The sequence below is a fragment of the Longimicrobium sp. genome, assembly GCA_036389795.1.
GTDB lineage: Bacteria > Gemmatimonadota > Gemmatimonadetes > Longimicrobiales > Longimicrobiaceae > Longimicrobium.
In genome coordinates this window covers 1-20,438 of record DASVWD010000062.1, presented here as the reverse complement: position 1 = coordinate 20,438, position 20,438 = coordinate 1, and the positions used below count along the sequence as shown (strand labels likewise).

15 protein-coding genes are annotated in these 20,438 nt (G+C 73.3%); 8 read left to right on the top strand and 7 right to left on the bottom strand.

Going from position 1 to position 20,438, the window contains the following annotated elements; genetic code table 11:
* Positions 1 to 312: 312 nt before the first annotated feature.
* The 5 genes from VF746_07865 to VF746_07845 all read right to left on the bottom strand — a co-directional run bounded on the left by VF746_07865 (position 313) and on the right by VF746_07845 (position 4,540).
* Entirely contained in the window at positions 313 to 681 is a 369-nt protein-coding gene (locus VF746_07865) for a hypothetical protein (GenBank protein HEX8692316.1), read from the bottom strand.
* 73 nt (positions 682 to 754) lie between these two features.
* On the bottom strand, positions 755 to 1,372 hold the full coding sequence (locus VF746_07860) for a TetR/AcrR family transcriptional regulator (GenBank protein HEX8692315.1): 618 nt from the start codon (positions 1,370 to 1,372) through the stop codon (positions 755 to 757).
* A 31-nt stretch (positions 1,373 to 1,403) separates the two neighbouring features.
* Positions 1,404 to 1,943, bottom strand: coding sequence for a hypothetical protein (locus VF746_07855; GenBank protein HEX8692314.1), 540 nt, complete (start codon positions 1,941 to 1,943; stop codon positions 1,404 to 1,406).
* 144 nt (positions 1,944 to 2,087) lie between these two features.
* Positions 2,088 to 2,633, bottom strand: coding sequence for a hypothetical protein (locus VF746_07850; GenBank protein HEX8692313.1), 546 nt, complete (start codon positions 2,631 to 2,633; stop codon positions 2,088 to 2,090).
* A gap of 482 nt (positions 2,634 to 3,115) precedes the next feature.
* Entirely contained in the window at positions 3,116 to 4,540 is a 1,425-nt protein-coding gene (locus tag VF746_07845) for a mercuric reductase (GenBank protein ID HEX8692312.1), read from the bottom strand.
* Between the two features lie 141 nt (positions 4,541 to 4,681).
* On the opposite strand from VF746_07845, the gene VF746_07840 reads away from it, so the two are divergent.
* The 3 genes from VF746_07840 (at position 4,682) to VF746_07830 (ending at position 10,400) form a co-directional block, all read left to right on the top strand.
* Positions 4,682 to 6,952: a PBP1A family penicillin-binding protein gene (locus VF746_07840; GenBank protein ID HEX8692311.1), complete on the top strand. Its 2,271-nt coding sequence runs from the start codon at positions 4,682 to 4,684 to the stop codon at positions 6,950 to 6,952.
* A gap of 50 nt (positions 6,953 to 7,002) precedes the next feature.
* Positions 7,003 to 9,471, top strand: coding sequence for a PBP1A family penicillin-binding protein (locus VF746_07835; protein HEX8692310.1), 2,469 nt, complete (start codon positions 7,003 to 7,005; stop codon positions 9,469 to 9,471).
* Positions 9,472 to 9,788: 317 nt separating this feature from the next.
* Positions 9,789 to 10,400: a hypothetical protein gene (locus VF746_07830; protein HEX8692309.1), complete on the top strand. Its 612-nt coding sequence runs from the start codon at positions 9,789 to 9,791 to the stop codon at positions 10,398 to 10,400.
* Positions 10,401 to 10,904: 504 nt separating this feature from the next.
* Here the strand turns inward: VF746_07830 and VF746_07825 are convergent.
* Positions 10,905 to 11,390 (bottom strand): ester cyclase, encoded by a 486-nt coding sequence (locus VF746_07825; protein ID HEX8692308.1) that lies wholly within the window; start codon positions 11,388 to 11,390, stop codon positions 10,905 to 10,907.
* A 254-nt stretch (positions 11,391 to 11,644) separates the two neighbouring features.
* On the opposite strand from VF746_07825, the gene pckA reads away from it, so the two are divergent.
* Entirely contained in the window at positions 11,645 to 13,279 is a 1,635-nt protein-coding gene (pckA, locus tag VF746_07820) for a phosphoenolpyruvate carboxykinase (ATP) (protein ID HEX8692307.1), read from the top strand.
* A gap of 213 nt (positions 13,280 to 13,492) precedes the next feature.
* Here pckA and VF746_07815 read toward each other — a convergent pair whose 3' ends face one another.
* Positions 13,493 to 14,983 (bottom strand): alpha/beta hydrolase, encoded by a 1,491-nt coding sequence (locus tag VF746_07815; protein ID HEX8692306.1) that lies wholly within the window; start codon positions 14,981 to 14,983, stop codon positions 13,493 to 13,495.
* Between the two features lie 303 nt (positions 14,984 to 15,286).
* Here VF746_07815 and VF746_07810 point away from each other — a divergent pair, with 303 nt between their 5' ends.
* The 4 genes from VF746_07810 to VF746_07795 all read left to right on the top strand — a co-directional run bounded on the left by VF746_07810 (position 15,287) and on the right by VF746_07795 (position 20,221).
* Positions 15,287 to 17,047 carry a HAMP domain-containing sensor histidine kinase gene (locus VF746_07810; protein ID HEX8692305.1) on the top strand — a complete coding sequence of 587 codons (1,761 nt, stop codon included), beginning with the start codon at positions 15,287 to 15,289 and terminating at the stop codon, positions 17,045 to 17,047.
* Positions 17,044 to 17,475, top strand: a complete 432-nt coding sequence (locus VF746_07805; protein HEX8692304.1) for a hypothetical protein — start codon at positions 17,044 to 17,046, stop codon at positions 17,473 to 17,475. The genes VF746_07810 and VF746_07805 overlap by 4 nt, the downstream gene beginning before the upstream one ends.
* A 254-nt stretch (positions 17,476 to 17,729) precedes the next feature.
* A complete protein-coding gene (locus tag VF746_07800) occupies positions 17,730 to 19,076 on the top strand; it encodes an HD domain-containing protein (protein ID HEX8692303.1) in 1,347 nt (448 codons plus the stop codon).
* Entirely contained in the window at positions 19,073 to 20,221 is a 1,149-nt protein-coding gene (locus VF746_07795) for a response regulator (GenBank protein ID HEX8692302.1), read from the top strand. Before VF746_07800 ends, VF746_07795 begins: the two co-directional genes overlap by 4 nt.
* Positions 20,222 to 20,438: the final 217 nt, after the last annotated feature.

The window sequence follows — 20,438 nt, the reverse complement described above, 5'->3', positions numbered from 1 at the left end:
CTCGGCTTGCGTGTGCCCCTGCGAGATGAGCCAGAGGGCCTGGAAGTGGTTGCGCTCTGACCGGTCCGTCGCCGCCTGGAAGCGCTGCTTCAGCTGCTCCGGCGTCAGGTGCGTCTCCAGCTTGGTTCGGCGCGCCATCAGATCCTCCGAGTCACAGGGGACAGGACCCTCCTCCTCGGACCTCTAAGATGTCACGCCGGATACTGAATATCCAGAACTTTGCTATGAAAAATGGTATCACGCAGAGCAGCAGAGTCGGCAGAGAAACACCGTCGTTCTCTGCTGCTCTCCGTGATTTCTTGCTGTTGCCGGTCAGGCCGCCACGGTGCTGCGCCGGCCGAACAACGACGCGATGGCGCCGCCGATGGCGCCCGCGACGATGCCGCTCACCGTGGCGATCACCAGGACGATCGCCGTGACGTCGCCCAGGGCCAGCGAGACCAGCACGCCGAGCAGGGCGCAGACCGCCCCGGCCACGGCGCCGCCGCCCGCCGAGGGGCCCAGCGGCGCACGCGCCAGCACGCCGTAGATCACGCCCGCCACCAGCGAGAGCAGCGTCCCCACCAGCGCGAACTGGGCGGCCACCGCGGGTACGCTGTGGCCGATCACCACCATCGCCACCTGCAGGGCGGTGCCGATCGCGGTGGCGGTGAACATGGCGTTGCGAGGGTTCGTCGACATCTTTCCTCCACGAAGGGTGGGTAGGAGGCGGGCGGGCCGCCAGGGTGGCGCTTCTCCTGATGGGTGGTCGGGACTATCCGGCGGGCGTGGGGCTCGCCGCGGCCGCCTCGGCCTGCAGCGCGGCGAAGTAGCGGTGGAGCTGGCCCACGCAGGCGTCGAACGGGCCGATCTCGCGGTGCGTGCGCGCCTGCATCACCCCGCCCTCCATCGTGGTCAGGATGAACTGCGCGAGCGCGTGGCGGTCCAGGTCGGCGGGAAGGCGGGCGCCGGCGTCCGTCAGGCAGCGCTCCACGGCGGCCGTCCACGCGGCGAAGTTGGCGGCCATCCGCTCGCGCACCGGCGGGTCGGGCTCGTGCAGCTCCAGCGCGAGCGAGCCGATCGGGCAGCCGTAGAAGCAGTCCGTCTCCACCAGCAGCCCGCGGTACCTGGCCAGCAGGGCGAAGACGCGCTCGAGCGAATCGTCCACCCCCTCCCACGCCGGGTCCAGGAGCATGGGGTGGATCCCCGCCAGGTAGCGGTCGAGCACGGCCGCCAGCAGGTCCTGCTTGGTGGGGAAGAAGTGGTACAGGCTCCCCGCGTTGGCGTCGGCCGCCTTCAGGACGTCGGCGATGCTGGTGGAGTTGTAGCCCTTCTCCCAGAAGAGCCGCATGGCCGCGTCCACCAGCCGCTCGCGCGTGGCCTGCGCGTGCATCGTCTCTTCTTCCCCTTCGCCCCGGTCCCGCTCAGCTCCGGCGGCCGCGGGTGCGCTCCCACCACGGCTTGAAGGCTTCCACCAGGAAGTGGCGCCACACCTGCTGGACCACCTGCGGCCAGCCTTCCTGCATCTCGCCCACGCCGCGCAGCTTGAGCGTGAGCTGCGTGCTGTCGCCGCGCTGGGTGAACTCGAAGGTGTGCACCATGCTGAAGGCGTTCCCCGCCAGCCCCAGCGGCCCCTCGAAGCGCAGCACCCTGCCGCGCTCGACGTAGGTGACCACGGCGTGGCGCGCGCCGTTGCCCGCCGAGTCGAACACCTCGCAGAAGCAGCCGCCGACGCGGGGCTCGATGTACAGCCGCAGCGGGTTCTCCTTGAAGTGGTGGTCCCACCAGGGGAGCACGTCGCCCGTGAAGCCGTCGAACACCTCGGCGGGCGTGCCGGGGACGGTGATGCTCTGCTCGAAGCCGAAGCCGCCGAGGGTCAGCGTCTGCGGCTGCGCGGTCTGCGCCGCGCCCACCGTCGGGACGGCGAGCAGGGCGAGCGCGAGGGCGAAGCGGGTGCGGTTCATCGGCCGGGGACGGAAGTGCACGAAGTGGTCAGTTGAACGCTCAACCAAGTAATGCCGGACGGACGGCTGCCTGTCAAGAACCGTGAAGTCCGGATGCAAAGGGGCCCCGAGTGGGACCCCTTCTTCCGTCGACGCCGGCCGGGGTTACCAGTCCCGGCCCATGTTGTTCAGGCCGCCCGTCCCGCGAGCGTGGTCCGTCCCGAGCGAGTCGTCCTCGCGGCTCTCGCGGTCGATCCTGCCGCCGTGATGCGAGGAGCCCTCCATCTCCGAGTCGTCGTGGCGCGGCGAGCCCTCCATCCGGCCCATGTCCCCGGGCTGCATGTCGCGCGTGGGGGTCATGTCCGCGGGGCGGTCGTAGCCGGAGCCGCCCTCGCGCTGGCTGGCGCGCATCATGGCGTCGCTGGTGCCGCCGTCGGCGTGGGTGGCGGGCATCATCCCCTCGCGCTCGCTCCCCTGCATGGCGTCGCGCTCCACCTCGCCGCCCTGCATTCCCTCGCGCTCCACGGCGCCCTCGTGGACGTTCTCGCGGTCCATCCCGCCGCCCTGCATGCCCTCGCGCTCGACCGAGCGGCCGGCGCCGTGCATCGAGTCGCGGTCGGTCCCCATCCCGCGCTCGCTCATCCCCTCGCGCTCCACCGGGGTCTCATCCATCTCCCGCTCGACCATCCCCGGGTTCTCGTTGCGGTCCATGTCACCTCCTCCGTTGAAGTCGCTCCGCCGTCCCTCGGCGGGGAATGGAGGTGGTTGCAAATAGCGTTCCTGTAATAATTTAGATGAAATCTGCGTTTGCGTCTGAACCACGGGTCTGGGCATGTCCCTCCGCTGCGCTCCGGGCCGGGCTGCGCGCGCGGTAGGGCACGATACGACCGTGCCCAACCGCGCCGGGCCACCGCCGCCACGAAACCCCTGTGGCGGCGGCGTCCCGGCCCTCCGGGCGCGCATCCCTCATGCGGAACTGCGAGGAGACAGGGGACAGGTTACAGGGAACAGCCACCCAACCCCGTCGTGACGGCTCGATCCCGCGCCCCGCCCGTATCGAGCGAAGCGAGGAGGTCCCTCCCCCAGGCTGTTTTTGGGGGAGGGACAGGCGCCTCAGGCGCCAGGGAGAGGGCCCCCGCGCGGCGCTCGCCATCCGGCACGATGCCTCGTCGAGACCCATCCTCCGAAACGGCCTACACCAGCCAGCGCACCGCCAGGTCCGCCACCCGCCGCGCCAGGCCGCCGGAGTACTTCGCGCGCAGGTAGGCGTCGGCGGCGCGCTTCAGGCTCTCAGGGTAGGTGGGGTAGACGTGGATCATCCCCGAGAGGTCCGAGAGCTTGAGCCGGTGGCGCACGGCCAGCACGGCCTCGTGGATCGTCTCCCCCGCGCGCGGGCCGACGACGTGCGCGCCCACGATGCGGCCCCTGGGGTCCAGCACCATCTTCGTGAGCCCCTCCGGCTCGCCGTCGCACACGGCGCGGTCCAGCGAGTGGTGCTCGTAGCGGAAGACGCCCGCCCTGTCCCCCCAGCGCTCGCGCGCCTCGGCCTCCGTCAGCCCCACGCGCGCCACCTCCGGCTCCGTGTAGGTGCACCACGGCACCACGCGGTAGTCCACCTTGCGGCGGACCGGGAAGAGCGCGTTCGGCGCGGCGATGCGGGCCTGGTAGTCGGCCACGTGGGTGAAGCGGTAGGGGCCCACCACGTCCCCCGCCGCCCAGACGTTCGCCACCGAGGTGCGCAGCGACTCGTCCGCGACGATCCCCTTCGGCAAGCACTCGACGCCGATCGCCTCCAGCCCGAATCCCTCCACGTTCGCCCGCCGCCCCGTGGCCACCAGGATCTCCTCCGCGCGGTGCTCCGCCTCCCCGCCCGGCCCGCGCACGGCGACCACCTTCCGCCCGTCCTCCACCCGCACCGCCGCCGCCCTCGCCCCCAGGCGCAGGGCGATCCCCTCGCGCTCGAGCTGGCCCTGCAGGACGGCGGCGACCTCCGGGTCCTCGCGGTCGAGCAGGTGCGCCGCCGAGCTCACCACCGTCACCCGCGACCCCAGCCGCGCGAACGCCTGCGCCATCTCCACCCCGATCGGCCCGCCGCCCAGCACCAGGAGCGACTCGGGGAGACGGCCGAGGCTCCACACCGTCTCGTGCGTCAGGTAGCCGGCCTCCTCCAGCCCGGGGACGTCGGGGACGGCCGTGCGCGACCCCGTGGCGACGATCCAGCGCTTCGCCCGGACCCGCCGCCCGTCCACCTCCGCCTCGTCGGGGGAGAGGAAGCGGGCGCGGCCCTCCACCACGTCCACGCCCATCCCCCGGAAGCGCTGCGGCGAGTCGTGCGGCTCGATCGCCGCGATGGCGCCCCGCACGCGCTCCATCACCCGCGCGAAGTCCGCCGCGCCGCCGCCGACGTCGAGCCCGAACTCCGCCGCGCGGCGCACCGCCGCCAGCACCGCCGCCGAGCGGATGATCGCCTTGGACGGCACGCAGCCGGTCCACAGGCACTCGCCGCCCAGGCGGTGCTGCTCCACGAGCGCCGTCTTCGCCCCGATCCCCGCCGAGACGGCCGCCGACACCAGCCCCGCCGTCCCTCCCCCGATGACCGCCAGGTCGTAGCGTTCCAAGAGGTTGCCTCGCGTCGACGCGAACCCGGTCCTCACGCTTGTCCGCGGCCGGACGTGGCACGGCGGGTGCGCGAAGTGTATCTATATAGCGCACATTCCCGCAGAAGCGAGGAGCGGTTTCTCCCGAGGAGCGGAAGCGGTATGGCCGTCACCTGGAAGCGACTGGACACCGACGTGTGGCGCACCCGCGCGGAGCGGGCCTGGCGGCGCCTGCGCGAGGCCTGGGGCGACCGGCACGAGCGGAAGATCGTGGCCGGGCTGGCCGCGGTGAGCCTGGGCGCCTGCTCCACCGGCGCCCTGGCCGCCGCCTGGACGCGCGCCTGCTCGGGGACCTGCCCCACCGCCCAGCAGGTGCAGGACTTCTCGCCCCGGCAGTCCAGCCAGGTGCTCGACGCGCGCGGCAACCTGCTGGGCTCGTTCTCGCGCGAGCGGCGCACCGTCATCGACATCCGCACGCTGCCGCGCTACGTGCCGATGGCGTTCGTCTCCGTCGAGGACGAGCGCTTCTTCGAGCACGAGGGGGTGGACCCGATCCGCGTGGTGGGCGCCATCCGCGACAACATCGTGGGCGGCTTCGGGGCCTCGGGCGGCAGCACCATCACCATGCAGCTCGCCCGCAACCTCTTCCCCCAGCAGCTCCCGCCGGGGGAGAAGAGCATCCGCCGCAAGCTGGCCGAGGTCAAGCTGGCGCTGGAGATGGAGCGCAGCCTCTCCAAGCGGCGCATCCTGGAGCTGTACCTCAACCACATCTACCTGGGCGCCGGCGCCTACGGCATCGAGGCCGCCGCCCGCACCTACTTCAACAAGCCGGCCTCGCAGCTCTCCCTCCTCGAGGCCGCCACCCTGGCCGGGCTCCCCCAGGCGCCCAGCGCCTACAACCCGCGCGAGCACCCCGACCGCGCCCAGCGGCGGCGCAACCACGTGCTCGACCGCATGGCCGCCAACGGCGTGATCTCGCCCGAGCAGGCCGCGCGCGCCAGGGCCCAGCCGCTGGTGCTGCCGCCCCCGCGCGGCGCCATCCGCGCCCCCTACTTCGTGGAGCAGGTGCGGCGCGAGCTGGAGGCGCAGTTCGGCGAGCTGCTCTACACGGGGGGCCTCAGGATCCACACCGGGATCGACCCCGTGCTGCAGGAGACCGCCGAGAAGGCGCTGGAAGAGCACCTGCGCTCGATCGAGCGGGGGCAGCACGGCCCCTACCGGCACCCCACCTACGAGGCGTACACCCGCTCGCTGAAGGCCGGCGCCGCCGCCGGGCCCACCACCCCGTACCTGCAGGGGGTGGTGATGGTGATGGACCCCCGCAGCGGCGTGGTGCGCGCCCTGGTGGGCGGGCGGGACTTCCGCCAGTCGCAGTTCAACCGCGCCACGCAGGCGCTCCGCCAGCCGGGCTCGTCGTTCAAGCCGTTCGTCTACGCCGCCGCGCTGGAAGACGGCAAGTCGCCGCTGTACTCGGTCTCCGACGGGCCGCTCTCGATCCAGACGGGCGGCACGGTCTGGAGCCCCAAGAACTACGACGGCAGCTACGGCGGGTACGTGACGCTGCGCTCGGCGCTCCGGAACTCGCGCAACCTGGCCACCATCCGCCTGGGGCGCGAGACGGGGATCGAGAAGGTGCGCGGCCTGGCCGAGCGCGCCGGGATCGGCACCCGCATCCCCGGGTGGCCCTCGGTGTACATCGGCGCCGCGGCCGTCTACCCGGCCGACATGATCGCCGCCTACGCAACGTTCGCCAACGGCGGCTACCGGGTGGAGCCGCGCTACGTCGTGCGCGTCGAGGACCACCAGGGGAAGCTCCTCTGGCAGCCGCCGCAGTACCCCGAGCCCACGGTGGACCCGGCCGTCGCCTGGATCCTCACCGACATGCTGCGCGAGGTGGTGGACCGCGGCACCGGCTACCTGGCGCGCGACCCGGCCGTGGGCGGGCTCAGCTACGACGTCCCCGCCGCGGGGAAGACGGGGACCACCAACGACAACACGGACGTCTGGTTCGTGGGCTACACCCCGGACCTGCTGGCGGGCGTCTGGCTGGGGCTCGACCACCCGCAGACCATCATGGCGGGGGCCACCGGGGGGACGCTGGCGGTGCCGGTGTGGGCCCGCGTTATGCGTAGGGCGTACCTGGGGCGCAAGCCCCCCGAGGCCTGGAAGCGCCCGCCGGACGTGGTGATGCGCCGCATGAGCGGCGGGCGGGTGCTCTCGGCGGACTGCCCCTGGGGCGGCACCCTGGACTACTTCGCCGCCCGGCACGCGCCCGAGGCCTCGTGCCCCGGCCCCCGCTCCGACGGCGGGTTCGTTGACCCCACGCCGGAGCTCCCCGGCCGGCCGGTGTTCCCCGGCCAGGCCCGGGTCCCGCGCCCCGAAGACTACGTGAACCCACCCCCGCCGCCGGCACAGGAGGGCAGAAGGCCGTAAAAGCGAGCTGACACGCGCTCCACCGGCGGGGAACCGAGAGCGAAAGCAGGATGAACCGCAAGCTCAAGATCGCGCTCCTCGCCGTGGCCGCGCTGCTCGTTTCCGGCTTCGCCTGGCTCTGGTTCGCCCCCTGCGGCTTCGGCGGGTGCGCCCCCGTCACCGAGCTGGAGAAGTTCGAGGCCGAAGGCTCGGAGCTGCTCGACAAGGACGGCGAGCCCTTCGGCACCCTGGCCACCGTCAACCGGCGCGTGGTCCCCCTCGACTCGCTCCCCGAGTACCTCCCCAGGGCCTTCCTGGCCGTGGAGGACCGCCGCTTCTTCGACCACGGCGGCGTGGACTGGAAGCGCTTCTTCGGCGCGCTCTTCCGCAACGTCAGGGCGGGCGGGGTGGAGCAGGGGGCCAGCACCATCACCATGCAGCTGGCCCGGAACCTCTTCCCCGAGCGGCTCGACTACCGCTCGAGGTCGCTCCGGCGCAAGGTGATGGAGGTGCGCATCGCGCGGCAGATCGAGCGCAAGTTCGACAAGCGCAAGATCCTGGAGCTGTACCTCAACCACATCTACCTGGGCGAGGGCGCCTACGGCGTCGAGGCCGCCGCGCAGACCTACTTCGGCAAGTCCGCCGCCGACCTCACCCTCGCCGAGGCCGCCGTGCTGGGCGGCCTCCCCGTCTCGCCCTCGCGCATCAACCCCCGCGAAGACCGCCAGGCGGCGCTCAGGCGCCGCAACCTGGTGCTGCGCGAGATGGCGAAGGCCCGCTACGTGAGCCAGGCCGACGCCGACCAGGCGCTCTCGACCCCGATCCGGCTGCGCCGCGCCACGGCCCCGGCCGGGAGCGGCGCGTACTTCATCGAGCGCGTGCGCCACGAGCTGGAGGAGCGCATGGGCGAGCGCGTCTACACGGCGGGCCTGCGCGTCCACACCACCTTCGACCCCGCCGCCCAGCGCGCCGCCGAGGAGGAGGTCGCGCAGCAGCTGGCGGCCATCGAGGCCGGGCGCTTCGGGGCGTACCGGCACCCCACCTACGCGCGGACCAGGGGCGAGACCGAGGACGGCGTCACCCCGTACCTGCAGGGGATGGCGATGGTGATGGACGCGCGCACCGGCGCCGTGCGCGCGCTGGTGGGCGGGCGCGACTTCGAGGACTCCAAGTACGACCGCGCCTTCCAGGCGCGCCGCCAGCCCGGCTCCGCCTTCAAGCCCTTCGTCTACCTGGCCGCGCTGCAGCGGGGGATCCCCCCCACGCAGGTGTACCAGGACGCGCCCGTGCGGATGGTTTTGACCGGCGGGCAGGTGTGGGCGCCGCGCAACTACACGGGCCGCTACGACGGGCCCATGACCATGCGCGAGGCGCTCACCCGCTCCAAGAACTCCGTCACCGTGCGGGTGGCCGAAGAGGTGGGGATGGACGAGGTGATCCAGACCGCGCACGAGCTGGGGATCTCCACCGACATCCCCGACGTCCCCGCCACCGCGCTGGGCGCCGCCGAGGTGCGCCCGGTGGAGCTGGTCTCCGCGTACGCCGCCTTCGCCAACGGCGGCGTGCTGGTGACCCCCACCGTGCTGCGCCGCATCGAGACTCGCGACGGCGAGGTGCTGTGGGAGGACACGGGCGAAGGCGCGGGCCGGCGCGTGCTGGACCCGGCCGAGGCGTTCGTGCTCACCACGCTCTTGCGCGACGTGGTGGACCGGGGGACGGGCACCCCGGTGCGCGCCGCCGGCTTCCGCGGCCCCGCGGCCGGGAAGACGGGGACCACCAACTCGGCCACCGACGTGTGGTTCGTGGGCTACACCCCCGACCTGGTGGGCGCCGTCTGGTTCGGCTTCGACCACCCCGAGCCGATCGTCCCCGGCGCCTCGGGCGGCACCATGGCCGCGCCGGTGTGGGGGCGCATCATGAGCCGCGTGTACGCCGGCCGGCGCATGCCGCTGGAGTGGGGGCCGCCGCCGGGCGTGGTGAGCGAGCAGGTGGACCGGCGCACGGGGATGGCGATGGACGCCAGCTGCCCGCCCACCGGCGAGACGTACACCGAGTACTTCGTGCACTCGCTCCCGCCGCGGCGCACCTGCTACCCGATGGCGCCCTACCCCGGGATGGCCATGGGCGACTCGGCGTGGTACGACGAGGAGTGGGGCGGCTACGCCTACGACGACACCACCGGGGCGAGCGACCTGGAGCAGCGCGGCGTCTACTGGCCCGAGCTGGAGGAGCGGCGCCGCCGCCGCGGCGAGGGCGTGGCCCCGCCCGCGCCGCTGCCGGGGAGCGTCGAGGCCCCCGTGGTGGTGCCGCCCACCGCGCCGGCCACCCCCCCGCGCACGGCCACGGACGGCCGCCGCCGCCCGCCGCGCACCGCGGTGACGCCTCCGCCTCCCCCGCCCGCCGTCGCGGAAGGGGACGGCGACCCGGCGCCGCCCAAGGTGCTGGGCCGCCCGGTGAGCCCCGCGCCGCCGCCGTCCCCGTCGCCCGCTCCTCCGCCTCCGCCGCCGCCGGACAGCTCCGGCGCGGGGGCGGCGCCGTAGAGGTACGCCAGACGGTGGAAGGACCGCGGATCGGCCGCCGATCCGCTGTCCTCCCGAGGGGCGCGGCAGCGACCCGGGGGATCTGCCCGCCCCCCACGGGTGGCTCGCTCCCGGCGCGGCTGGCGGGCGCTCCGGACCGCCGGCGTCCCGTACCGGGCCGGACGAGGCGCATCCCCGATTCGGCGCGGTGAAACCTGGGGAGCGCTTCGGGGTTGTAGTGGCGCCCGCGCTTCCCCGGGAGACGCGGGCGCTCCGCTCCAGAGACGGCCCGCGCGCTCGCGCCGGGCCGACTTTCCCCAGCACGGAGAAGCATTCCGGTGAACCGACTTTCGCGGGCGGCGGCGCTCGCCGTCACCTTCCTGGCCGTGCCCGCCGCGCTCGCGGCGCAGCAGCGGCAGATGAGCACCCGCCCGCCCTCGCCGTCCGCCACCGCCGAGGCCGCCGCGCGCACCTGGTTCAACGAGCTGCAGCGGATCAGCGCGCGGCTGCAGGCCGCGCACAACCGCGCCATGCAGGACGCGCAGCTGCGCACCGCGCAGGAGGCCTTCATGCGCGACGTGAAGGCGGCCATGCAGCGGCAAGACCCCGGCCTGGACGCCCTGGCCGGGCGCGTGCGGCAGATCCAGGCCGAGGGCGCCGCCGCCCAGCAGCGCGGCGACCGGGTGCGGCTCCGCGAGCTCAACCGCGAGCTGTCGCAGATCCAGGCGCGCTTCATGGCCGCGCAGCAGGCCGTGATGCGCCAGCCGGCCATCGCCCAGCGGGCGCGTGTGCTGGAAGAGCAGCTGCACAGCCGCATGGTGCAGGTGGAGCCCGAGACCGACCGCCTGATCGAGCGCGGCAAGGATCTGCAGCTGCGCCTGATGCGCGCCACCGGCCGCGCCCCCCAGGGCGCGCTCCCCGGCCAGCCCACCTCCCGCCCGCCGCAGTAGTCCTCGCGAGCGGTCGGTGATGGATGACGAGAGAGGGCCCCCGCAGCCGGCGCGGGGGCCCTCTTCGCACTTTCACTTTCGCACTCTCGCACTCTCGCACTTCGCACTGCGGGTTTGGGCGTGTCCCTCCGCTGCGCTCCGGGCCGGGCTGCGCGCGCGGTAGGGCACGATACGACTGTGCCCAACCGCGCCGGGCCACCGCCGCCACGATACCCCTGTGGCGGCGGCGTCCCGGCCCTGTCGGGCGCGCATCCCTCACGCGGATCTCGTCGCCCCGATGAATTTCGTAGGGGCGAGCCTGCGAGTCCGCGGAGGCTGCTCCGACACGTCAGCCCGCCTCTCTCGCATGACCTGGCGTCCGCCGGTCGAGGCAGGCCTCGCCCCTACGAAAACCGTCCGTCTCCGCGCCGCGCCCCTCGTAAAGTCCACCCTCTCCCGAAGTTGGGAGAGGGTTGCCGCTCTCAGGCGGCGGGTGAGGGCCCCGCGCCGGAGCCGGCCGGAAGGTCAACCGCCCACCCCCGCCGGGCCGCCGATTTCCACGCCGGTGAGGTCCACCGCGCCCGGCGCGGGGAGCACCCCGAGCTGCGCCAGCATCGACAGCGCGTCGAAGTAGGTGCGCCCGCGCGCGATCTTCTCGCCCCGCACCTCCCACGCGTCGTGGAAGCGGATCTCCACGCGGCGCCCCGTGGGCGGGATCGTCCCCGCCGGCCCGGCGAGCGGCCCCGTGTGCGTGCCGCGGCCCACGAACTCCACCGCCGCGCCGGTCTCGTCCGCCTTGAGGCCCGCCACCTCCACCGCGCTGTCGGGGAACGCCGCCGCCCAGCCCTTCAGGAAGGCCACGAAGCCCTCGCGGCCGCGGAACACCTGCCCGGTGGCCACGTTGACCAGCTCCGCGTCCTCCGCCACCAGCGACGCGCTGCGGTCGAAGTCGCGCGCGTTGTACGCGTCGTAGACGGTGCGCACCAGGTCCCGGATCTCCTGCGTCGTCATCTCTCGCCTCCTCTCGGTTCGGGTCTGCAGTGACGCGGGAGGTACGGCGCGGGCGCGCGGGCGGATTTCGAAAGATCGATACGGGGTACGCGGCGGCGGACCTCGCGCTACGTACCACGTACCCCGTACTCCGTACCCGCCGTCACCCGCTGGCTTGCCGCGTGCAGGCGGGAGTGCTAGCATTTCCCGCTTTCGCCCCCCGCCGCGGGCGCGGGCGGCGGGAGGCTTTTCCCGAACCCACGAAGCACGCACGCATGGCTACCACGCTGAACCCCGCCGAGGCGGCCGCCCCGTCGTTCGGGCACGAGAGCCGGTACGGGCTCGACCGGCACGGCATCCGCAACCCCGGCGCGGTCTTCTGGAACCTGAACCCCGTCGAGCTGGTGGAGCACGCCATCCGCCGCGGCGAGGGGATCCTGGTGGACGGCGGGCCCTTCAACGCCGTGACCACGCCGCACACCGGCCGCTCGCCCAACGACCGCTTCATCGTGCGCGAGCCCTCGTCCGAGGGCGACGTGGACTGGGGGAAGGTCAACGTCCCCTTCGAGGCCGCCCACTACGACCGGCTGCGCGAGGACGTGCTGGCGCACCTGGAGGGCCAGGACCTGTTCGTGCGCGACATGTGGGCGGGCGCCGACCCGCGCTACCGCCTGGGGGTGCGGGTGGTCACCCCCAACGCGTGGCACAACCTGTTCGCCTACAACATGTTCCGCCGGCCCACGCTGGACGAGATGGAGGCGTTCGAGCCGGGCTTCACCATCCTGCACGCCCCCGAGTACGAGGCCGACCCGGAGCGCCACGGCACCCGCACCAGCACCTTCATCCTCATCCACTTCGGCCGGCGCGAGGTGCTGATCGGCGGCACCCGCTACGCCGGCGAGATCAAGAAGAGCGTCTTCGGCCTGCTCAACTACCTGCTGCCGCACGAGCACGGCGTGCTCTCCATGCACTGCTCGGCCAACGTGGGCGCGCAGGGCGACACCGCGCTCTTCTTCGGGCTGTCGGGGACGGGGAAGACCACCCTCTCGGCCGATCCCGAGCGCGCCCTGATCGGCGACGACGAGCACGGCTGGAGCGACGACGGGATCTTCAACTTCGAGGGCGGCTGCTACGCCAAGGCCATCAAGCTCTCGAAGGAGGGCGAGCCCGAGATCTACGCCACCACGCGCATGTTCGGCACCGTGCTGGAGAACTGCGTGGTGGACGAGAGCCGGCGCGTGGACTTCGACGACCAGTCGCTCACCGAGAACACGCGCGTCAGCTACCCGCTGCACTACATCGAGAACCACGTCCCCGAGGCGCGCGGCGGCCACCCGAAGAACATCGTCTTCCTCACCGCCGACGCCTACGGCGTGCTCCCGCCGATCTCGCGGCTGACGAGCGAGCAGGCGATGTACTACTTCCTCTCCGGCTACACGGCCAAGGTGGCGGGGACCGAGCGCGGCGTGAAGGAGCCGCAGCCCACCTTCAGCGCGTGCTTCGGCGCGGTGTTCCTCCCGCTGCACCCGGGCGTCTACGCCGAGATGCTGGGGAAGAAGCTGGAGGAGCACGGCAGCCGGGTGTGGCTGGTGAACACCGGGTGGACAGGCGGCCCCTACGGCGTGGGCCACCGGATGAACCTGGCCCACACGCGCGCCATGGTGCGCGCCGCGCTCGCGGGCGAGCTGGACGGCGTGGAGACCACCACGGTGCCGTACTTCAACCTGGCGGTGCCGGCTGCCGTCCCCGGCGTGCCCTCCGAGGTGCTGGTCCCCCGCGGCACCTGGCCCGACCCGGCCGCCTACGACGAGCAGGCGAAGAAGCTGGCGGGGCTCTTCGCCGACAACTTCGGGCGCTTCGCCGACCGCGTGTCCGACGCGGTGAAGAGCGCGGGGCCGAGGCCGGAGTAGAGCACGGAAGTAAGAAAGTACGGGAGTACGGAAGTACGGAAGTACGGGAGTACGAAGCACGGCGGGCCGGGGAGCGCATCCCCGGCCCGTCTTCGCGTCTTTCTCCTCCGGGTGGGCACAGAGAACCGAAGACCTTCGTTTTTCTCCGTGCCTCTGTGTCTCCGTGTGAGATTTTTCAGGACCTATACCCGAACGATCCTCTGCAAACTGTTATCACGGCCGGAAGTCCCAGTGCCTGCCCCGGTCGGAGGGGTGCTCGACCAGGTTGCGCTGCCCGGGAGAGCGCCCCCGCAGCAGCAGGAAGATGTCGGCGAGCACGGCCGGGCTCTGGGCGTAGTCGGAGTGGCCGGTGAAGTCGCCGCTGCGGTGCGAGGTGTCGATCACTTCTAGCGCCGTGGAGTCGACCGCTGCGAGCAGCTCCGGCCCCCCGGCCCGGCGGCGGCCGTGGATGAACCCGGAGAAGGAGAGCGCGACGTCGTGGCGCGAGGCGTAAACGGCGACCCGGCCGGCGGCCTCGAGCACCACGGGGAGATCCTGCTCGGCGAAGACCTCGTAGTCGCGGTCGGGCGACGCCATCACCACCACGTTGAACAGCTTTCCGCTCCTGCCGGCACGCCGCATGTCCTCGACCGCCTGGACGAACCCCCGGTGGCCCATGCTGTGGACCACGACGTTCAGGTTGTCGGCCCCATACACCTTCACCAGGCTGTCGAGGAAGGCAGCGAAGTGCCGGCGCGAGCGTTCGACCATCGTCACGTCCGCACCATACCCCAGCAGCCGGCCCTGTGACGGCCAGCTGAAGAAGTACGGCACGCCTTCGAAGTCGAGGTCGTGGGCGAGCTGCGCCGCGCGCCACGCCGCCTCCTGGAAGGTGGTGTTGTAGCCGTGGATGAAGACGAGCACCGGGCGCCGCTCGCCCGCGGCGACGTCGCCCGTCTGAAGGCTCCGCAGGATCATGTGCGAGAGGCTGTCGGTCCGCTCGACTCCGACGCCGAGAGGCCTGCGGGGAAGCTCGATGTGGCCCAGCCGGTGGCCGGGAGGGATGCTCACCCGCAACCGCCCCCACTCCATCCCGCGGTTCTCGTTCCCATAATAGCGGGCGGGTTCGGGCTTCCCGGTGGGGACCCGATTCGTGGCGTACAGGAGCTCCATGCTGCGCAGCGGACGGTACCACGTGGTACGGCCGTTCCGGACGGGCGCGTCGCCGGCGCGGTACACCGCGAATTCGCACCCGGGGCCGACGGGAACGTAGATCTCCCCGGCCGGCCGACCGGTCCGCCGGCGGAAGAGGCGGACCTCGCGAAAGATCCCCGCCGGCTCCATTTCGCTCGCCGTGGCCATCGCCCGCTCGCCCGTGGGGCCGTAGTCCCGGCCGCCCACGCGGACCGGCTCTCCCCGCGCCAGCCACTCCCCCGCCGCGTAGCTGCGCGCGCGCGGCGCCACCATCGCCAGGGGAAGGAGGTCGCGGCGCACGACCACGAAGGTGTCGCCCGTGGCGGAGTGCACCTGCGCCTGCACGTCGCGCAGCCCGGCCCGGGTGCCCGGCTCCGGGATGCAGATGCTCAGGAACTCGCCGCCGTGGAGGAGCGCGGCGGGCGCGGGAGCGGCCCCGGCCGGCGCGGCGAGCTCTTCGGGCCCCTGGGCGCCGAGCGGAGCGGCGGCGAGGGTGAGGACGAGCGGAAGCGGGATCCAGCGCCGTGGCATGCATCACCTCCACATCAAAGTCGTCCGTCATGAAGCCGTCGGTCCGCACCACCCGGCAGCAGCAGCCGTGCCCATGGCGCCGGATTTCGCAAGCAGCTGGTGCGCCGGAATTTGCGCCGCCGCGCGCCCCGCGGCCCGGTGTTGCGCCCACGCCCGGCCGGGACACGCGCGCCCCACCCGCGGGGCGCGGGGCCGCACCGGCCGGCGCGGATCCCGGCCCTGCCGGGCCTCCCGCCTCCGCGCCGGGAGAGCGCGGATCTTGCCGGGAAGCCGGGGATGGACCGTGATCTTCGAACCGGGGCCGTGGCAAGGTCTTCCGAGCACACCCGCACGGTGCCCCCCTTCGGGCGCCTCTCCGCCGCGATGGCGATCGCCGCCGTGGCGCTGGGGGTGCTGGTGCTGCTGGGGTGGGCGCTGGGCGACGGGACGCTGGCGCGCGCCTTCCACGACCGCGTCCCCATGCTCCCCGACACGGCGGCGGGGCTGGTGCTGGCCGGGGCGGCGCTCTGGCTCCTGCGCGAGGAGACGCCGCGGAAGGCGCGCCTGGCCGGGCTGGTGCTCTCGGCCGCCGTGGCGGGGATCGGGGTGGCGGCGCTCCTGGTGCGCGCCGCCGGGGTGGAGGTGAACTGGGACGCGCTGGTCTTCCCCGACGCGGCGCGGCGCTTCTCGGGCGAGAGCGCGCGGCGGATGGGGATCAACACGGCGGTCGGCTTCATGCTGGCCGGGCTGGCCCTCCCGCTGGCGGCGCAGGAGACCCGCCGCGGCTGGCGCGGCTCGCAGCTCCTGGCGGCGGCGGGCTTCCTGATCGCCTTCCTGGCGCTGGTGGGGCACGCCTTCGGGGTGCGCTCGCTCTACACGGCCGGGCCCTTCACCGGCGGGATGTCGCTCCTCTCGGCGCTCGGCTTCCTGGCGCTCAACCTGGGGGTCTTCTTCGCCCGGCCCGACCACGGCTACGCGGCGCTGGTCACCGGCGACGACGCCAGCGGGGTGATGGCGCGCCAGCTCCTCCCCGCGGCGCTCCTGATCCCCACGGGGCTCGGCTACCTGTGGCTGCACGCGCGGCGGCACGGCTGGATCGAGCCCGAGCCGGCCGTCTCCGTCTTCGCCATCCTGCTGGTGGGGGCCTTCGCCGCGCTGGTGTTCCGCGCCGCCTCCACCGTGCGCGACGTGGACCGCGAGCGCGAGGCGTCGCTGGTGCGCGAGCGCCGCGCCCGCGCCGAGGCCGAGGAGGCCAACCGGGCCAAGATGGACTTCCTGGCGGTGATGAGCCACGAGCTGCGCACGCCGCTGAACGCCATCGCCGGCTACGCGCAGCTGCTGGAGATGGGGATCCACGGCCCGGTGACCGAGGAGCAGCGCGAGGCGCTGGCCAGGATCCGGCGCAGCCAGCGGCACCTGCTCCTGCTCATCAACGACGTGCTGAACTTCGCCAAGATCGAGGCGGGGCGGGTGGAGCTGCGCCTGGGCACGGTGCCGGCGGCCGAGCTGGTGGCGGGGGTGGAGCCGCTGATCCTGCCGCAGGCCGAGGCGCGGGGGATCCGCTATGAGCGCCGGCTGCCGGCCGTGCCCCCGGCGGTGCGCGCGGACCCCGACAAGGCGGGGCAGGTGCTGCTGAATCTCCTCTCCAACGCGGTCAAGTTCACCGGCGACGGAGGCAGGGTGCGCCTGGAGTGCGTCCCCAACGGGCGGCGGGTGCTCTTCCGCGTGCACGACACGGGGCCGGGGATCCCGCCGGAGCGGCTGGAGAGCGTCTTCGAGCCGTTCGTGCAGCTGGAGCGGGGCCTCTCCGCCCAGCGCGAGGGGACGGGGCTGGGGCTGGCCATCAGCCGCGACCTGGCGCGCGCCATGGGCGGCGACGTGTGGGCCGAGAGCACGCCGGGGCGCGGCTCCGTCTTCACCCTGGCCCTGCCGCGCGCGGACGGGGCCCCCGCGGCGACGTCCGCGGAGGCCGACGACCGCGTGGTGCGCAACCCCGAGCGCGTGGCGGCCGAGCACGCCTCCGACCCGCCGGCGGAAGCGTCGGTCGCGCCCGCCGCGGCCTCCACCACGGGAGAGCGAACGTGAAGCGGCTGATCGTCGTCCCCGCCCTGCTGCTCCTCGCCGCCTGCCCGCGCGGGCAGCCGGGCTCCTCGCCGGCGCCCGAGCCGGGGCGCTACGAGTACACCGGCCGCTACCTGCCGCCCGGGGCCGCCCGGCCGCACCTGTTCCGCGGGGTGCTGGTGGTCACGAGCGTCACCCGGGAGCGGATCGACGGGCGCTGGGAGGTGCCGGGCTTCGACCCCGACGTGCAGCTCGGCGCGTGGACGAACGGCGCCTACGACGTGGGCGCGGACGTGGACCACGAGGGGCTGCTGGGGACGTTCAATCACCGGATCGCGCCGGGGCCGGGCGGCGCGTGGACGTGCACCGCCGTCTTCGTGGGGCGGATGGGCAGCGGCGGCGCGCCGGTGAGCAACCCCGCCACGTGCACGCTGGCGCGGGCGGGAGGGTGAGCCTCTCGACGGACGTCCGCGCGGCGGCGGGCCCTCTCCCGGGCGCTCGAGGCGCCTGTCCCTCCCCCAAAAACAGCCTGGGGGAGGGACCTCCTCGCTTCGCTCGATACGAGGGGACGCGAGATCTGCTCGGGACGACGAAGTTGTTCGCCGGCTTTCCCCTGTAACCTGTCCCTGTCCCCTGCCGTTCATCCCCGTCAAGTTCGTCCACCTGCTTGACGCGCCCCGCGGCGGGGCGTACTCTCCCCCTCCCCATGCGCGCCTCCGACCAGCACCCGCCGCACGAGTTCGAGGTCGTCCGCGACCCGCTCTGGAACACCATCCGGCTGGACCCCACGGCGCTGGCCTTGATCGACACGCCGGAGTTCCAGCGGCTGCGCCACGTGCGGCAGCTGGGGCTGGCCTACCTGGTGTACCCCGGCGCCACGCACACCCGCTTCGACCACGCGCTGGGCGTGTACCACCTGGCCCGCTGGGCGCTGGGGCTGCTGGGCGAGCGCGGCGAGCTGGACGGGGTCGACGCCGCCGAGTGCGCGCTGGTGCCGTACGCGGCGCTCCTGCACGACATCGGGCACTACCCGTTCAGCCACGCGCTGGAGGAGCTGGGGGGCGAGTGGGTCCCCGGCCGCCATGAGGCGCTCACCGCGCGCTTCCTGGCCGCGCCCCGCATCGCCTCCGCCCTGGAGCGGGTGGCGCCCGACGCCCCGGCGCGCATCGAGGCGCTCATCCGCACCCGCTCCGACAGCCCGCTGCAGGGGCTGGTGGCCGGGAGCCTGGACCTGGACAAGATCGAGTACCTGCGCCGCGACGCGCTCTTCTGCGGCGTCCCGTACGGGCAGGTGGACGTGGACCGGCTGCTGCACGCGCTCACCCTCCTGCCGGACCCCGCCACGGGCCGCGTGGAGGTGGGGGTGCACGAGAAGGGGCTCTCGGCGCTGGAGTCGCTCCTCTTCTCCAAGTACCAGATGTTCCGCAACGTGTACTGGCACCACGCCGTGCGCGCGGCCACCTCGGTGTACAAGCGGCTGGTGCAGGACGCGGTGGACGGCCGCCTGGTGCGCCCCGACGAGCTGGTGGGGCAGTCCGACGAGCGGTTGCTGGCCATGATCGAAGCTCGCGCGTGCGGGCGCGGCGAGGCGCCCGCGCGGCGGATCGCCGAGCGGTGGCTCCCGGCGCTGCGCGAGCGGCGGCTGCCGAAGCGGGCGCTGGAGCTCTCGGGCGAGGCGATGCAGGGCTTGCCGGCCGAGGAATGGCTCTACGACGACCCGCGGCTGCTCTACGAGCTGGAGACCCAGCTGGCCGAGGAGCTGGGGGTGGAGGAGGGCGGCGCGTTCATCGACTACCCGGAGAAGCCGCGGATGCTGGGGCTCGACCTGCTGCTGCTGCGCCGCGACGGCTCCGTGCACCGGCTGACCGACGAGGGGAGCGCGGGGCTCATCGACCTGCCGCGCATGGCCGAGGAGCTGTACTACACGGCCCGCGCCTTCCGCCTCTTCACTACCGAGCGCCGCGCGGTGGACCCCGCGGCGATGCTGGGGCTGCTGGCGCACTCGGCCGACGAGCTGCGCGCCCGGCTGGCGGAGGGGGGGAGGCTGCTGTGAGCGCGCCCGAGCCCCCCGGCGGGCGCCTGGACGAGACGCACGGCGAGCGCATCCTGATCGCCGAGGACGACCCGGCCGCCGCGCGGGTGCTGCGGCAGATGCTGCAGCAGTTCGGCTACGAGGTGAGCGTGGCCGGAGACGGCGAGGAGGCGCTGCGCATGCTGGAGGAGGACGGCGCCCCCGACCTGCTGCTGCTGGACTGGATGCTCCCGCGCGTCTCCGGGCTCGAGGTGTGCCACCGGGCGCGCGCCCGCTGGGACCCGCTGCGCCTGCCGATCCTGATGGTCACCGCCAAGACCGACCCCGAGAGCGTGTACGCGGCGTTCGACGCGGGAGCCAGCGACTACGTGGCCAAGCCGTTCCGCGGGGCGGAGCTCCGGGCCCGCATCGCGGCGCACCTGCGCAACAAGCGGCTGGTGGACGAGCACCGGCGCATGGAGGACCACCTGCGCGAGCGCGACCGGCTCTCCACACTGGGGCTCCTGGCCGGGGGGGTGGCGCACGACCTGAACAACCCGCTGGCGGTGATCTCGGCGCACGCGCAGCTCCTGCTGCGCCGCGCGGGCGACGAGGCCACGGCGGGGCAGCTGCGCGAGATCCTGGACGCGGTCGAGCGCTGCCACCGCATCGCCGCCGATCTGCTGGCCTTCGCGCGGCGCCAGCCGGTGGAGCGCCGCCCGGTGGACGTGGGCGAGGTGGTGCGCGGTACGCTGGCGCTCACCCGCAAGGATCTGGAGGCCTCCCGCATCCGCGTCTCGGCCGACGTGCCCGAGGCGCTGCCCCTCGTCGTCGCCGACCCGCACCAGCTGCGGCAGGTGTTCCTGAACGTGGTGCTGAACGCGGGGCACGCGCTGCGCGAGCGGGGGTCGCGGCTCGACGTGTCGGTGGCGGTGGAGGAGGGCGGCGACGCGCTCTCGGTGCGCTTCGCCAACGACGGCCCGCCGATCCCCTCCGCGGCGCTGCCGCACATCTTCGACCCCTTCTTCACCACCAAGCCCGAGGACGAGGGGACGGGGCTGGGCCTCGCCATCTGCCGCCGCATCGTCCAGGAGCACGGCGGCGAGATCACGGTGGAGACGGGCGAAGCGGGGACGGCGTTCACCATCCGCCTCCCGGTGGAGACGGGCGCCGCGACGGAAGGCTGACATTCAAAAGCCTCACACGGAGTCAACGGAGTCAACGGAGAACTGCGGGGTTCTCTGTTGACTCCGTTGACTCCGTGTGATACCACGTTTCCGAGCATTGTTCTGGTTCGCGAGAAACAGATTGGCATCACACAGAGGACACGGAGGACACGGAGAGAACTTCAATCTCTTCCGCTGTTCCTCTGTGTTCTCTGTGCCCTCTGTGTGAGACCTTTTC